Annotated in this window: 15 protein-coding genes; 5 read left to right on the top strand and 10 right to left on the bottom strand. The window is 60.5% G+C overall.

Translation table 11 applies throughout. The annotated features are described in order from the left end of the window. Window positions 1–153: 153 nt before the first annotated feature. The 3 genes from K1X12_RS16745 to K1X12_RS16735 form a co-directional block, all read right to left on the bottom strand. Complete coding sequence (locus K1X12_RS16745) at window positions 154–891, bottom strand: ABC transporter ATP-binding protein (RefSeq protein WP_220988735.1); 738 nt, start codon at window positions 889–891, stop codon at window positions 154–156. Between the two features lie 4 nt (window positions 892–895). Next, a complete protein-coding gene (locus K1X12_RS16740) occupies window positions 896–1,765 on the bottom strand; it encodes an ABC transporter permease (protein ID WP_220988734.1) in 870 nt (289 codons plus the stop codon). 190 nt (window positions 1,766–1,955) lie between these two features. Continuing rightward, complete coding sequence (locus K1X12_RS16735) at window positions 1,956–3,041, bottom strand: DUF2793 domain-containing protein (protein WP_220988733.1); 1,086 nt, start codon at window positions 3,039–3,041, stop codon at window positions 1,956–1,958. A 250-nt stretch (window positions 3,042–3,291) separates the two neighbouring features. Between K1X12_RS16735 and gmd the strand changes: the two genes are divergently transcribed. Then, the gene (gene gmd, locus K1X12_RS16730) at window positions 3,292–4,365 is read left to right on the top strand and encodes a GDP-mannose 4,6-dehydratase (protein WP_220988732.1); all 1,074 of its coding nucleotides are present in this window, start codon (window positions 3,292–3,294) and stop codon (window positions 4,363–4,365) included. A gap of 10 nt (window positions 4,366–4,375) precedes the next feature. Further along, the gene (gene fcl, locus K1X12_RS16725) at window positions 4,376–5,338 is read left to right on the top strand and encodes a GDP-L-fucose synthase (RefSeq protein ID WP_220988731.1); all 963 of its coding nucleotides are present in this window, start codon (window positions 4,376–4,378) and stop codon (window positions 5,336–5,338) included. On the opposite strand, the gene K1X12_RS16720 is transcribed toward fcl, so the two are convergent. The 3 genes from K1X12_RS16720 to K1X12_RS16710 all read right to left on the bottom strand — a co-directional run bounded on the left by K1X12_RS16720 (window position 5,335) and on the right by K1X12_RS16710 (window position 8,250). Beyond that, complete coding sequence (locus tag K1X12_RS16720; RefSeq protein ID WP_220988730.1) at window positions 5,335–6,396, bottom strand: glycosyltransferase family 2 protein; 1,062 nt, start codon at window positions 6,394–6,396, stop codon at window positions 5,335–5,337. The genes fcl and K1X12_RS16720 overlap by 4 nt on opposite strands. A 16-nt stretch (window positions 6,397–6,412) precedes the next feature. After that, window positions 6,413–7,264, bottom strand: a complete 852-nt coding sequence (gene kdsA / locus K1X12_RS16715) for a 3-deoxy-8-phosphooctulonate synthase (protein WP_220988729.1) — start codon at window positions 7,262–7,264, stop codon at window positions 6,413–6,415. Between the two features lie 482 nt (window positions 7,265–7,746). Then, window positions 7,747–8,250, bottom strand: a complete 504-nt coding sequence (locus K1X12_RS16710) for an RcnB family protein (protein ID WP_220988728.1) — start codon at window positions 8,248–8,250, stop codon at window positions 7,747–7,749. A 136-nt stretch (window positions 8,251–8,386) separates the two neighbouring features. Between K1X12_RS16710 and arfB the strand changes: the two genes are divergently transcribed. Next, window positions 8,387–8,821, top strand: a complete 435-nt coding sequence (gene arfB, locus K1X12_RS16705; RefSeq protein ID WP_220988727.1) for an alternative ribosome rescue aminoacyl-tRNA hydrolase ArfB — start codon at window positions 8,387–8,389, stop codon at window positions 8,819–8,821. 17 nt (window positions 8,822–8,838) lie between these two features. Here arfB and K1X12_RS16700 read toward each other — a convergent pair whose 3' ends face one another. Further along, a complete protein-coding gene (locus tag K1X12_RS16700; RefSeq protein ID WP_220988726.1) occupies window positions 8,839–9,804 on the bottom strand; it encodes a KpsF/GutQ family sugar-phosphate isomerase in 966 nt (321 codons plus the stop codon). Between the two features lie 161 nt (window positions 9,805–9,965). Between K1X12_RS16700 and K1X12_RS16695 the strand changes: the two genes are divergently transcribed. Then, window positions 9,966–10,928, top strand: a complete 963-nt coding sequence (locus K1X12_RS16695; RefSeq protein WP_220988725.1) for a UDP-glucuronic acid decarboxylase family protein — start codon at window positions 9,966–9,968, stop codon at window positions 10,926–10,928. Between the two features lies 1 nt (window position 10,929). On the opposite strand, the gene K1X12_RS16690 is transcribed toward K1X12_RS16695, so the two are convergent. The 3 genes from K1X12_RS16690 to K1X12_RS16680 form a co-directional block, all read right to left on the bottom strand. Further along, window positions 10,930–11,679 (bottom strand): DsbA family protein, encoded by a 750-nt coding sequence (locus K1X12_RS16690; RefSeq protein ID WP_220988724.1) that lies wholly within the window; start codon window positions 11,677–11,679, stop codon window positions 10,930–10,932. Between the two features lie 97 nt (window positions 11,680–11,776). Continuing rightward, on the bottom strand, window positions 11,777–13,204 hold the full coding sequence (locus tag K1X12_RS16685; RefSeq protein ID WP_220988723.1) for a M48 family metalloprotease: 1,428 nt from the start codon (window positions 13,202–13,204) through the stop codon (window positions 11,777–11,779). Window positions 13,205–13,416: 212 nt separating this feature from the next. Then, window positions 13,417–14,493, bottom strand: coding sequence for an extracellular solute-binding protein (locus K1X12_RS16680; protein ID WP_220988722.1), 1,077 nt, complete (start codon window positions 14,491–14,493; stop codon window positions 13,417–13,419). A gap of 232 nt (window positions 14,494–14,725) precedes the next feature. On the opposite strand from K1X12_RS16680, the gene K1X12_RS16675 reads away from it, so the two are divergent. Continuing rightward, a complete protein-coding gene (locus K1X12_RS16675) occupies window positions 14,726–14,989 on the top strand; it encodes a hypothetical protein (RefSeq protein ID WP_220988721.1) in 264 nt (87 codons plus the stop codon). Window positions 14,990–15,006: the final 17 nt, after the last annotated feature.

The following is a 15,006-nucleotide window of genomic DNA, read 5'->3' as shown; positions in this document are numbered from 1 at the left end:
ATCTCCAACGACTTCAAAATTGGCGAAAAACGTACTGACAACTCTACTGGCTGCAACCCTAGAGTTCACACTTGGCGAGAAAGCTCGTTGGATATCACCGAAAACCATCAGCTTTTCTGTGCCATGCGATGGGTGTCCAGTGTATGCGGCCTATCATGCATGAAACTGCAGCGCCGCTTCCAAATCTCCATCGAAGACAACTTCGCCTTTCTTCATCACGATTCCCCGGTTGCAGAGTTGGCGCATGAGGCTGACCTGGTGGGTGGCCATGACGAAAATGCCTGTCTGGTTGATCAGGTCTTTCATCCGTTGGGAGGCCTTGTCGCGGAAGGTGGCGTCGCCGGCGGAGAGCCATTCGTCCAGGATCAGGATGTCTGGATCGAAGGCTGTGGCAATGGAGAAGGCGAGGCGGACGCGCATGCCGCTCGAATAGGTTTTCATCGGGAGGTGAAGGTATTCGCCCAGTTCCGAGAAGGCGCAGATCTCGTCAAATTTTTCCCGGATTTCTTCCTCGGACACGCCCATATAGCGGGCGCGGATCATGATGTTCTCATAGCCTGAAGCGCGGGTATCAAGCCCAAGCTGAATGGAGAGCAGGCCGGCGAGCCGTCCCTCGATCCGCAGCCGTCCGGCAGTTGGCGGAAGAATGCCGGATAGCACTTTGAGCAGCGTTGTTTTCCCGGCGCCGTTGTGGCCGATCAGGCCCACGCGGTCGCCGTCTTTCAGGTCCAGATTTACGTTCCGGAGCGCGTTGATGGAGACCTTGCGGCGGTTTGACATGTCGATGATGCCGCCGGTCGCGAAGGAGCGCGCGGTGGAAACAAGGGTATTCTGGCTCACATCTCTGATCAGAAAGTCGACGCCAATATTTTCCAGATGAAGTCTCGCCATTGTATCAGCACCAATAGGCCAGGCGGTGGCGGAACTTGGTGAAAAGTCCGAACGCCAGAAGTGGCAGTAGCATCGAGAACACGCCAACTACGATGAAGCTTGTTCCGGTATCTGTCGTACCGATCAGCGGACCGCGCACCACATTCAGAAAATGGTAGAGCGGGTTGAGGTGAGCGACGAACGCGTAATGCGTGAGCCGGGATGCGTCCCAGAACACAGGCGTCATGAAGAAGGCGAATGTCATGAAGGCATTCACGAACTGCCCGAAATCACGGAAGCGCGCGCCCAGAATTCCAAACAGCATGGCGGTCCAGAAGCCAGCCCATGCAATGAGTGCCACGCCGGCAAGCGCCGCAAATACTTCCCACAATGCAAGTGAATGACTGCCGATGAACAGGATCAATATGACGACCAGCGCCCTGTAGAAAAATGTCGTCATCAACCGCCCTGTGAGGGTCAACGGAAACACGCTCATCGGGATTTTGATCTGTGTAAACACAGTCGATGTGCCGGAGAATGTCGTCACCGACTCGGTAATAAAACCGTTGATCAGCCCCCAGACCATCATGCCAATCGCCACATAAGGCAGGTAGGATCTGAAATCGATCTGAAAGACCTGAGCATAGATGACACTGAGGCCGAGCACGGTAACAGCCGCCGTCGCGGTCAACCAGAAAGCGCCCAGCAGGGTGCCTTTGTACCGAGATTTAAATTCTGTGCTGACCATCGTCCGCACCAGCCGGTGCCGGGAAAGCGCTTCGCGCAGATCATTCCACGCATAGCGCGTATGGCCCTTGTGGGCGTCATATTCGAAGACGTCTTCCGTACGCGCAATAGGCGCCCCTGCGGAAACGCTGTGACCTGTACCGTCCATAAACTGCCTAGACCTGTTGTTTGGAATTTCAGGTTGAGAGGTTGTCGCCGGTATCTGTCCTCTCTTTCAAGGGGCTTCTTCGCGCGAAACCATAGCCTTGTCCACCACCTGAGCCATTGGCTCGCTCTGCGGCGAGATAAGGTGCTCGGGAGGGGGCGGCAGAATAGACATTCTACTGAGTCATTCTGTCTCAGCTCACTGTCATGCGATCGGTGACGCGGCGCCAGTTTGTGCCATCGCTGAAGGCCAGGACGCTGCCGCCGGCCTCATCGGGCACGAAAATGATTGTTCCGGCGCCGGCTGAGGCCGCGCTAGGCAGGCCGGCCTTGGGGAAGCTTCCAACGCGTACGGGTCCGTCAACGTGCAGCCTGGTGGTGGGGGAACTTGTGCCAATCCCGAAATTGGAGATGTTCAGGATGTAAGCAGAGCCGGTAACGCCCGGATTCAGAATGAACTTGTCTATCAGCGCGGAGTGATCGCGGATCTTGAAGTTTGCCGGAGAGCCGGTGACGCGCCAGTTCTGGCCATCTGTGGAATTCAGGATATCGAATCCGCCCCCTGCGCCGGATTGGACCGTATCGATTGTAAGGCGCGCATCGAAATCCTGTTGAACATGCAGGCGCGACGCCGGAGCAGGGGTGCCAAGCCCGGCAAAGCCCGTCACCGCATTGAATGCCATTGCAGATGTAAAGCTGCTTCCATCGGCAGACACCTTCAGCTCGAGCTGGTCTGATCCGGTCAGCCCCAGTTCGGCCTTGGAGGTATAGCCTGTTTGAAATAGCAGGCTGGCTGTGTCGGCCTCTGTTGCCTTGTTCAGTTTGAGCTGGTGGCCGGTGCCGGCATGGTCGAACAGAGCAGCCGGGCTGGAGATTGTCAGCCTGTTGGTGTCGTCGGCCGTTGCATTGATGCCTATTCTGGGCGCCGGGTTGAGGCCGCTTGTCACCACGTCCTCCCATCCGGCTTCCTTGCGAATCAGGAGGGCGCTTTCCTCGGCGACATAGATCAGCCAACCGGTCTGGGGGGCGGCGAACATCCATGCGCCATCCAGAAAGCAGGCGATTGTGCCAGCTTTACCTGCCCAGGCGCCAGATGCTGCCTCTGCCGGGATGTACCGGCTTCCCTCGGCGGCGTGGGCGGGAGGATCGTTCAGGTCCCGACGCTCGACCCTGACCTGGACAATGGCGTCCAGACGGCGCAGCGCTTCGTTCAGGGTGACGTGTTTCTGGGCCTGATTGGATTGCAGATATGGCAATCCCAGATTTGCAGAGTGGTTCATATGGTTGTCCTTCACTGAAGAGGCCAACAGTGTGGCGGGCGTTGGGGCCCGGTCGGATAGGGAAGCCCCAAAGACGAGCGGCGCGGGCCGCCTGCAGCTTGGTGTGAGGTAATCAAAGGTTTGGGCGGTTGCATCCGGTGGGTATATCCGGTGAACCGGTCTGCCACTGTATCGCCCCAATCTTTGTGGTTGATCTTGCGGCCCACACGGCTATGCCCGGTGTTCATTCAGAAGTCTGAAAGGTGAAGATTTGTCCTCCCAGAAAACTGCTCTCATCACCGGCGTCACCGGACAGGACGGCGCCTATCTCGCACGTTTGCTGTTGGATAAGGGCTATGTTGTCCACGGTGTGAAGCGCCGGTCATCTTCTTTCAACACCGAGCGGCTGGACGACCTTTACCGCGACCCGCACGAGCATGAGACGCGCTTCTTCCTGCATTATGGGGACCTGACGGACTCGACCAACCTGATCCGCCTGGTTCAGGAGACCCAGCCTGACGAGATCTACAATCTTGCGGCCCAGTCCCATGTTCAGGTGAGTTTTGAAACGCCCGAATATACCGGCAATGCAGACGCTCTGGGCACGCTGCGTCTGCTCGAGGCAATCCGCATTCTGGGGCTCGAAAAAACGGTCCGCTTCTATCAGGCCTCAACATCCGAGCTTTACGGCAAGGTTCAGGAAGTGCCCCAGCGCGAGACCACGCCCTTCTATCCGCGTAGCCCCTATGCGGCTGCCAAACTCTATGCCTACTGGATCACGGTGAACTACCGGGAGGCCTATGGCATTCACGCCTCCAATGGCATCCTGTTCAACCATGAAGGCCCCACACGCGGTGAAACATTCGTGACCCGCAAGATCACCCGCGCGGTCGCGGGGATGGAGCGCGGGCTTCAGAAAGCGCTTTATCTGGGCAACCTGGACGCCAAGCGCGATTGGGGCCATGCGCGCGATTATGTCGAGGGCATGTGGCGTATCGTGCAGCACGACACACCGGACGACTGGGTGCTGGCGACGGGCGAGACCCATTCGGTTCGCGAATTTGTCGAACTCGCCTTTGCCGAAGTTGGCCGCACCATCGTGTGGAAAGGCGAAGGCGTTGATGAAACGGGGATCGACAAGAAGTCCGGTGAAGTGCTTGTCCGGATTGATCCCAAATATTTCCGCCCGACCGAGGTGGACCTCCTGATCGGCGATCCCACCAAGGCGCATGAGAAGCTGGGATGGAAACACCAGACGAGCTTCCCCGACCTCGTGAAGGAAATGATCCAGGCAGACCTTGCCCTGATCGAGCGCGAACACTGGCGCAACAACCGGTCAGATTAAGAGGTCCGTCATGCCGGCAGATGCACCCGTCTACAGCCTTGAAGGCAAGCGAGTCTTTGTGGCCGGCCATCGCGGAATGGTTGGCGCCGCCACCGTGCGCCGCCTTGCGCGCGAAGGGTGCACGGTGCTCACCGCGCCCCGCTCGGAGTTGGACCTGATTGATCAGGCCAGTGTGCGGGCTTGGATGGCGAAACACCGGCCGGACGCCGTCGTGATCGCGGCCGCAAAGGTTGGCGGCATTCTGGCGAATGATACGTATCCGGCAGATTTTCTCTACGACAATCTGATGATCGAGGCCAATCTGATCGAAGCGTCCTTCCGGAACGGCGTCGAGAAGCTGCTTTTCCTCGGATCGTCCTGCATCTATCCGAAATTTGCCGAGCAGCCGATTGCCGAGGAGTCTCTGCTCACCGGGCCGCTGGAGCCCACCAATGAGTGGTATGCCATCGCCAAGATTGCCGGCATCAAGCTCTGCCAGGCGTATCGCCGCCAGCACGGCGTAGACTACATTTCAGCCATGCCGACCAATCTTTATGGGCCGGGCGACAACTACAATCTTCAGTCCTCGCACGTCATTCCCGCGCTGATCCGCAAGGCACACGAAGCCAAGCTGGCGGGAGCTCCGTCGATGACGATCTGGGGAACCGGCACGCCGATGCGGGAATTTCTGCATGCAGATGACTGCGCCGACGCGCTTGTCCATCTGATGAAGCATTATTCCGGCGACGCGCACGTCAATGTCGGCTCGGGCGAGGATATGACCATCGAGGCGCTGGCAAGACTGGTGATGGAGGTCGTGGGCTTCCAGGGAGCGCTGGAAAAAGACCTTTCCAAGCCGGACGGAACGCCTCGCAAGCTCATGCGGGCAGACCGTCTGAGAGCAATGGGATGGGCGCCGCAGATCGGCATGCGGGAAGGGCTGGAAAACGCCTATCACTGGTTTCTGGAACACCAGAACGAAGCCAAGCTTTAAGGCTTGGTCCGCCCGGGATGTCCGGCGGCTTCAAGCTCGAAGGCCGCTCCGGAAGGGGCGGGTTTCTGCTGCGCGGGGCGCACATGGGCCTTGCGCGAACTTAGCCGCCAGGGATTCCACGCCATGCGGCGCAGCAATGGCCATAGGCCGAGGCGCCGCTCGTCCTGCTTCCATTTTCCAGGGCGCGAGGCTTTCCAGCTGCCCGACAGGCCATCACGAATCCCGCGCACCATAGGCACGAAGCGCGGCGTGAACGCGTTCCGTGCAAGGACATACAGTGTAAGCGCTACATGCCCGGGCAGGCTTAGCAACATGAGCGGAAATGGCATGTTCTTGAAATAGGTCCACAGCCGGTTGCGCGTGCCGTGATAGGTCGAGAACGCGCTCTGCCGGCCCGTGATGCCGCTGCCTGCGTGATGAACAATGGCGTCATGCACAAACAGGCAATCATGCCCGGCAAGCTGAAGACGGAAGCCAAGATCAACATCTTCACAGTAGCAGAAGAAGCGTTCGTCAAATCCACCCATCTGGCGGAACAGCGCCGTATCATACATCGCGGAAGCGCCGCACGCGCTGAAACACCACCCGGTTTCGGGCAGTTCCCTGACTGGTCGGCCAAAACCGCCGCGCCAGGGAATGCCGAAGAAAAGGTAAGCGTCGCCGGCGCCGTCCATCAGCGTGCTGTCATTGAGGTCCAACTGGGCAGACGCAAAGGTCTTGCAGTCAGGGTTCTCCCGCGCTGCCGCCATCAGCTTTTCCAGCCAGTCTGGTGCGGCCACTGTGTCCGGATTGAGCAACACGAGCCATTTCCCGCGCGCGCTTTCTGCGGCCCGGTTGTTGCCCGCCGCAAAGCCGAGATTTTCGGGGCTGCGGATCAGCCGGCCAGACGGCACACCTGACAAGTCCAACGTATCTGGCGAGCCGTCCGCAGACGCATTATCCAGAACAATCAGTTCGAAATTCTGAAAAGTCTGCCGCCCAAGGGAGTTGACCGCCTCCTGAAGGAACGCGCCGCCGTTATAATTGATGATGATGACGGTGATTTCGGGCGAATTCATGCGCGGCCTGCAGGGATCAACCGTTTACGGCCGTGTGAACGGTTTTCAGCGTGGAAAGCAATGCCTCGGCGCCGGAAAGCGGCAGGCAGCTCGGCCCATCGCAGAGTGCCTTGTCGGGATCGGTATGGAACTCGAGGAACACGCCGTCGGCCCCGGCGGCAACGGCGGATTTCGCGATGATCGCAACGCCGTCGCGGCGGCCGCCCGTGGAGGCGCCGCTTGTTCTGGGGTCGGCGCCGGGCAGCTGGACCGCATGGGTCGCGTCGATTGTAACCGGGCAACCCAGCTTCTTCATTTCCGGGATGGCGAGCATGTCGACGATCAGATTGTTGTAGCCAAAGCTCACGCCCCGCTCGCAGAGGATGACCCCGGTATCCGGCGCGACTTCGGCAATTTTTGTCAGGATATTCTTGGCGTCCCAGGGGGCCATGAATTGCGCTTTTTTGGCCTGAATCAGCGCGTTTTCCCGTGCAGCCGCCTTGGCGGTTGCAACTACCAGGTCGGTCTGGCGCACCAGAAAGGCCGGCAGCTGCAGAATGTCGGCGACTGCGGCAACGGCGTCAGCCTGGCCTGGTTCGTGCAGGTCGGTCACGACCGGCACGCCGAGTTTCGCTTTCACGGCGGTGAGGATTTTCAAGCCGTCTTCGAGGCCGGGACCGCGATAGGATTTGATGGAAGATCGGTTGGCTTTATCGAAACTGGCCTTGAATACGTAGGGCAGGCCGAGACGGGCGCAGATCGCTTTGAGTTCGGTGCCGATTTCGAGCGCAAGTCCCTCGTCTTCCAGAACATTGAGCCCCGCCATGACTGCCAGCGGGCCCTTGCCGCCAATCGTCCAGCCTGTGGGTTTGTGGGTCAATGCCGACATGTCTGGTTGCTCCGAATACTTTTCCAAGTGGGCTAGTTAGCGGAAATTGGCGGGGAGGCGAACCTCAATTCTCACCCAATTTCCCGATCCGGAATACAAAGAAGCCGCCCTGTCGAAGGGCGGCTCCCGTGAGCCCCGTGGGGCCCGTCAGATCGGAGCGCGTTTCAGCGCCCTACCTGCATCTCTAGGCGCTGACTGGAGGCTGCTCCAGCCAGACACCATAGGATACAGACCCAACGGCCTCACCTGGTTTCTCACTCGACATTGGATCACCTCCTTTCAGGCGTGCTGCAGGCACGTACTTTGGCGCTGGACTATCCGGCGCAATTGCAAGCTAAGCATGATTTGCGACAAAGTTAAGTTAACATCGTGGTGAAGCGCGGAATATTCCGCACGCGGCCAAAAAACGAACACCCAGCCCCGGAGAGAATCCCGGGCCGGGTGTGCTGCCTCGCTTCAGGGGTATGAGAGGCGGACCTGTTTCAGTTAGCGAGCGCGCCGACCACGAGGCCGATAATTGCGCCCGTTGCGACAGATGCGAGAATGGCGTCGCCATTGTCCCTGTCGTGAACCCAATGATAGCCGCTGGGCGGCGCGTACAGGCCGTACGTGTTGTAATCGTTGATATATACCGTCCGCGGCGCATATCCATAATATCCGCCGACGGCATAGCGTGGAGTGTATCCCCGGTAATAGTGGGGGCCGTAGCTGTATCCATACGTGACCGTTACAGAACTGCGCGGCGGGGCGTAGTAGGCGCGGGGCGGCGAATAATGGTAGCTCGGCTTGTAATGATGGCGATGGTCGTAGGAATGATCCCGGCGATGGTGACGTTTGTGGCCGTGGTCATATCCTCTGTCGTAACCACGTTCATATCCCCGGCCTTTGCCGCGATGGTCGCGGTCTGCATAAGCCATCGGCGCGACCATCATGCTTGCAGCGGTGGTTGCCGCGATGATGCGGGTAAGAGTTTTGCTCAGGCGCATGACGCTTGCTCCATCTGGCGTAGGCCGTTCAGGACTTGTCCTGTCGGGCAGGAAGCTGGGATTTCCAGCATTGCCGGTTGATTTGTGCCGGTGATTGCCTGAACTCGGCCTGAACACGCGCTTCAGGAATCGGCAAATGGCGGAATTCGGCGATCTCAGGGTTTCAGATGTGATCACGGTGCCCGCATGGGAGCTGCAGGAAGCCTTTGTGCGTGCCTCCGGCCCCGGCGGCCAGAATGTGAACAAGGTGTCGAGCGCGGTGCAGCTGACATGGCATGTCGAGGCGTCATCGCTGCCGGCTGCGATCAAAGCGCGGTTTCAGAAGCTTTATGCCAGCCGGATAACGGCAGATGGTCGCCTCATCCTGGAGGCCAGCGAGCATCGCAGCCAGGTCCAGAACCGTACCGCAGCGCGCGCCCGGCTCAGCGAGATGATCCTCAAGGCGTCCATTCCGCCCAAACGGCGCGTCGCCACAAAGCCGACCAAGGGCAGTATCCGCCGCCGGATCGATGCAAAGAAGCGCCGGGGCGAGATCAAATCCCTACGCGGAAACGTTCCCGGTGAAGAGTAGGCTGCAGTAGCGCGGCCTTAGACGTAGCCTTCGGCGAACAGATCTTTCATGTCGACCAGGCCGAGGGGCTTGCCGTTTTCATTGACCACAAAGGCGTTGGAGATGCGGTTCTCGCTGAAGCTCTTGATCACCGTCATCATCCGTACATCGGGCTGAAGCGTACGCGGATTGGCGGTCATCACTTCTTGTGTACCCGCGCCTGTGCGTCCGGCCAGCATGGCGCGACGAAGATCGCCATCGGTTACCATACCGATCAGCCTGCCGTCGGTATCCACCACGCCGACGCAGCCCTTGCGCCCTTCGGAAATGGCAATGATCAGTTGCTCGAAGCTGGCGCTGGTATCCACCAGCGGCAGGGCGTCTTTATGCTCGCTGATATAGTCGCCCGCTGTCTGAAGTGTCCGGCCAAGTTTGCCACCTGGGTGGCGGGAGCCGAAATCCTCGCGCGAGAAGCCGCGCCGGGCCATCAGGACGATGGTCAGCGCGTCGCCAAGCGCCAGTGCCATTGTGGTGGAGGAGGTGGGCGCCAGGCCATTGGGGCAGGCCTCCGGCACGCTCGGCATTTCCAGCAGCACATCGCTGAAGCGGCCAAGGGAGGATTCTGCCGCGCGCGTCATGCCGATCAGAGGGATATTGTTGCCCTTGCAATAGCGCAGCAGGTCGATCAGCTCGCGGCTCTCTCCGGAGTAGGAGATCGCGATAACGACAGAGCCGGGCACGATCATGCCAAGATCGCCATGGCTGGCTTCAGTCGGATGCAGGAAAAAGGACGGCGTACCCGTCGAGGCGAGGCTCGCAGCGATTTTTTGGCCAATGTGGCCGGATTTGCCGACGCCGGCGACGATCACATGGCGATCTGTCGCCAGGATCAGGTTCGCAGCGTCTACAAGGCTTTGGCCGAGCGACGCTTCGAGTTGTTCCAGCGCGTTGCGCTCGGTCCGAATGACGTTGCGGGCGATGTCGAGATCGGATTCTGGGGTCAAGGCTTGGGGTCTCCGGCGCGCCTGTCAGATGTTCCGCCTTGTCGTGTAACTGGCGCCGCCCTTCAAGACCCCGGCGCACAATCCGGCGCAGTTGCGCCTGGCCACTTCACTTCTTTTGCCCAGCCGCTACTACGGATTCCTGAACAGGAAAGAATTGAGACATGCATCTTGAGAAGCGGGTTCTGATCACCGGCGGCGCTGGCTTTATCGGGTCTTTCCTGTGCGAACGGCTGTTGGAAGTGGGGGCAACCGTCCTGTGCGTCGACAACTTCTTCACCGGCACCCGGATGAATGTGGCCCATCTGATCGGCCATCCCCGATTTGAGCTGATGCGCCATGATGTGTGCCTGCCGCTTTATGTCGAGGTGGACGAAATCTACAACATGGCCTGCCCGGCGAGCCCGGTGCACTATCAGTTTGACCCCGTCCAGACGACCAAGACCAGCGTTCATGGCGCCATCAACATGCTTGGCCTTGCCAAGCGGGTGAAGGCCAAGATCCTGCAGGCCTCCACATCCGAAGTGTACGGCGATCCGGTCGTCCATCCCCAGCCGGAAGAGTATTGGGGCAATGTGAACCCGATTGGCCCGCGTTCCTGCTATGACGAGGGCAAGCGCTGCGCCGAGACGCTGTTTTTCGACTATCACCGCCAGCACGCCCTGCGGATCAAGGTTGCGCGTATTTTCAACACCTACGGCCCGCGGATGCACCCGAATGACGGGCGCGTCGTGTCTAACTTCATCGTCCAGGCGCTGAAGGGGGAAGACATCACCCTCTATGGCGACGGGCTGCAGACGCGCAGCTTCTGCTATGTCGACGATCTGGTGCGCGGCCTGATCAGCCTGATGGAGACGGGCGACGAGGTGACCGGCCCGATCAATATCGGCAATCCGGGCGAATTCACCATCCGCCAGCTGGCCGAGAGCGTGATCGCCCTGACGGGGTCGAAGTCGAAGCTGGTATTCCGGCCGCTGCCGCAGGATGATCCCAAGCAGCGCCAGCCGGACATCACCAAGGCGCGTGCAGTGCTGGGCTGGGAGCCGTCGATCAAGCTGGACGATGGCCTGAAGAAGACCATCGCCTATTTTGATACGCTGCTGGCAGGGCAGGCGCCGAAGGTCTGAATCAACCTTCGAGGTCGGCGCGGATCGCTTCTTCAATCTTCGGGAAGTTTGCGCCTTCAACGGCCTGGTCGCCAATGAAGTAGCCCGGTGTGCCGCCAACGTTTAGCTTGCGCCCAAGAGCCTGCATCTCTGCGAGCTGTTGTTTCACGGCGTCAGACTTCATGTCGGATCGCAGGCGCTGCACGTCGAGGCCGAGCTTGAGTGCCAGCTCGTCGATCTTCTCCTCGGTCAGCTCATCATTCGACTTCAGGTTCATGAAGGCCATGTGCAGCTCAAGATACTTGCCCTGGCGCCCGGCAGAGAGGGCGGCGAGGGCGGCAGTTTCGCTGATGCCGCCAAAGATCGGGTATTCCTTGAATACGACGCGGACCTGACCGTCATAAGTTTCCGGCAGTTTGGTCGTCCAGGCAGCGGAGCGTTTGCAGTAACCGCAGCGATAATCGAAGAACTCCACCACTGTGATCGGGGCATCTGCCGGGCCGATCGAGTAGTCGCCGGCATGGTTGTAGAGGGCGTCCTTGCTGTCGGCGATCGCGGCTTTCGTGGCATCGGCCTGCGCCTGGCGCTCTTTTTCGGTCAGCGCGACCAGTGCCCGCTCGATGATTTCGGGATTGGCCAGGATGTATTCCTCAACGATCTTCTCGATTTCCGCCTTGTCGGGCTTGCTGCCCCCCTGAGCGCAGGCCGGCAGGAGCACGAGGCCGGAAACAGCAAGCGCCAGAAGCGGGGAAAGGCGGAGAGATCGGTTCATTGGCAAATATCCTCAGATTGAGCAGCCGGACTATAGGCAGCCGGCCGCTTGCGTCCACCCGTGCTCACAGAGGGTTTATCGAGGCGCGCAGGGCGCGTTAGCGGTTCGAGAAGTCCCCGAAGGGCATGTCCCGGCCGGAGACCTCCAGCGACAGGCGCTGGCCGCGGCCACTGCGCTGATAATATTCACGGTTTTCCGGGTTGTTGGGGTCGGTGATCAGCAAGATGTCGTCGGCGCGGCGAAAATTCGGCGTGCCCCGGTCCAGCTGGTCCACAGCACGGCGGGCAAAGCTGTTGGCGCGTACGATATCCCCGACCCAATAGGCCGACTCAGCGGTTGCCAGCTGGGCTTCGGCGCGGCGGCCCTGTTTCTCCAGCGTGATGGCGAGCTGGGCCCAGGCGAAGGCGTTGTCCGGCTCGGCAACGAGCGCGTCGCGCAGGGCGGATTCGGCGCTGGCCACATCGCCTTCCTCATCCCGCGCGTTCAGCGAGCGGGCATAGCTGATCAGCAGTAGAGGCTGGCCGGGTTTCAGTTCCAGGGCGCGCTTGTGGGGCGCCACCGATTCAGCGACACGGCCGCTTTCGAACAGGATCTGGCCTTTCAGCTCGTGGAAGTACGGGTTCTCCGGCTCCTCTGCGATGAGGGATTCGATGTCCTTCATGGCCGACTGGATGTCGGCGGCACGGTAGGCCGAGATAGCGCGGGCGTAGCGGGCTGGCTCGCTGGTGTCGCTGGCGGGATAATCGCGGCGCACTTTCAGCGGAGAGTCCAGAAATCCAACGAGTTTTGCCCGAAGCATCTGGTATTGTTTCACTTCCCGTTCGGTCGGCTCTACATTCATAAGGCCAGTGCTTTCGGCCAGCGCGCGGGTGGCGCGAATACGGTCTGCGGCGAGTGGGTGAGCGCGGAAATAAGGGTAGCGGCGGGCTTCCGACATGACTTCCTGATACCGGAAGTTTTCGAAGAACTGGACGATCCCGGCGGGCGATTGGCCAAGAGCTGCTAGGTATTTCACGGCATGGGCGTCGGCGGAGGCTTCTTCGGCGCGGGTGTGGGTAAAGAAGTTGAGGGCCGCAAATTGCTGCGAGCTGCCAATGAGGGCGGCGCCGGCGCCGCCTTCGCCTGCCGCGATGGCGAGCAGGCCGAGACCGATGGAGAGCAGGGCCGGGCGCATGGCGACGCCTGCCGCACGGGAGCGTGAAACAGTGTGACCGCAGGCGATGTGGCAGGTCTCGTGCGCGATCACGCCCTTGATTTGATTGGCATTTTCGGCTTCAATCATCAGGCCGGTGTGGATGTGGATCCGCTGTCCATTGGCGACGAAGGCGTTCAGGGACGGGTCGTTGATGATGTAGATGCCGACATCTTCCGGGACGAGGCCGGCGACGTCGAGGATAGGATCGGTCCACTCGCGGATGGTTTCCTCGATTTCCGCGTCGCGGATCAGGCTCTGGGCCGACGCGCTGAAGGCCAGAACTGCAGTGGTTGCTGCAGCAGCGGCGATCCGGATCAGTCTATGCGCCAAGCTGCGCCTCCTGTGGTTCTGGAGTATCGCTCATAGCCTATGCCTTTGGCATGCGTATGGCGAGGTGCCGGATGCGGCGTTACTGATTTGTCAGATACATCCTGACGCGAACCTGAATGTCAGGCCATGCCGATGCGTGACATTTCGGGGTACGACCGTGTCATTTTGAGTACGTTTGATGTCATTTTGCGGCAGATCGGTGCCGCAGCGTGTCATTCCCAGCCGGTTTGGCGGAACAGGGCCTCAGCCTCGGAAAGATGCGCGGCGAGGTTGGAGACCGGAAGGTCGCTCTCCTTGAACCCGGTCAGGTCTTCCATGCCGGACGGCATCGGTGTGCCGCGTACGACGGGCACTTCCTTGGAGCGGGCAGTCAGCAAGGTTTGACCCTTGGGGCTGGCGAGGAACTCGATGAAGCGTACGGCCAGTTCCGTGTCCGGCGCGCCGGCGGCGAGCGCGGCGGCGGTAACATCGAGATGGGTGCCGGTGGTGTTCTGGTCGGGAAAGACGATCTGCGTCTTGGCCGCCTTCAGCCGGTCCTCGGCCGAGCCGTCGGTCAGGCGGACCCAGTAGTGATGGTTCACGAGGGCGACGGCGCAGGTGCCGCTGACGACCGCATCGATCTGGGCCGTGTCGCCGCCATCGGGACTGCGGGCGAAATTGGCGGCGACGCCGCGCGCCCAGGCCTCGGCATAGTCTGCGCCGTTGCGGATGATCAACTCGCTGAGCAGGGAGAGGTTTGCCATCGACGTGCCCGAGCGCACACAGATCTCACCCATCAGACGCGGGTCGGCGAGATCCTCATAGGTATCGACCTCATCGACAGAGACGACCTGGGGATCGAAGACCACGACCCGGTAGCGGCGGGAGAGGCCGACCCAGTAATTGTCCTTTTCGCGCAGCGCAGGGGGAATGGCGCCGGTAACCTTATCCGAGCCTATAGGCTGGAGGAGGCCGGCCTCCTGGAAGGGCAGCAGCGTGCCGGCATCCGTGGCGATCAGCACACCCGCCGGGGAGGCGGCGTTCTTCGATTTCATCTGGCGGAAGAGATCGGCGGCGGCGCCGTCGATAACTTCGATGCGAACGCCGGCGGCTTCCTCGAAGGCGGCATAGACCTCGGCGTCGGCGTCTGAGGAGCGGGTGGAATAGACGGTGAGGACGGGCAGCATTTCGGCAGGCGGCTCAGCCGCGGCGGCTGGCGCAGCGGGCGCTTCGGGCGCGGTGGGCGCAGCCGGTTTCCCGCAAGCGGCGAGGCCTAGAACCAGGCCGGCAGCAGCAACTAGGCGGATCATGGGGCAGCGTCCTCAGGAAAGTCGGGAAAAGGGGGCGTTGTTTACGGCAGGCCTGCAATTGCCGATATCGCGACCTTTTGCCCAAATTTTGTTCAGGCAGGCGTGGAATCAGGGATTTCCGCCTCCGGCAAGGAACCAAAGCAGGATGGCAGGCTTTTTGCAGGAGCGAAAGAACTTGGTTGGCTGAGTGCCCTTTGTTAAGAATTGGGTAACGAATAGACGGGTGGTGGAAATGACAGATGTCATCGTCGACTTCGATGTAGCATCTACGGATGACGACATGCTTCTTGCGGCTGCGATTGACGCATTCGTCGAGAAACAGGACGCGCTCGGGCATGGGGATGCTTCGGCGCTGGACCTGATGGTGCGCACCGTTCTGAACCCGGCGGGCGAACGCCTGAAACAGCTGATCTTCCAGAGCGCCGAGATGGCGGAGGCCTTCTGCGCTTTCTGCCTGACAGAGACCGGCCTGCGGGTCGCCCACTTTCCGTATTGAGCGACGGCGCCTAGAAG

It is taken from the genome of Hyphomonas sediminis, from assembly GCF_019679475.1.
GTDB classification, from domain to species: domain Bacteria; phylum Pseudomonadota; class Alphaproteobacteria; order Caulobacterales; family Hyphomonadaceae; genus Hyphomonas; species Hyphomonas sediminis.
The sequence above is the reverse complement of the archived record's forward strand: the minus strand, read 5'-3'. Positions and strand labels throughout refer to the sequence as shown.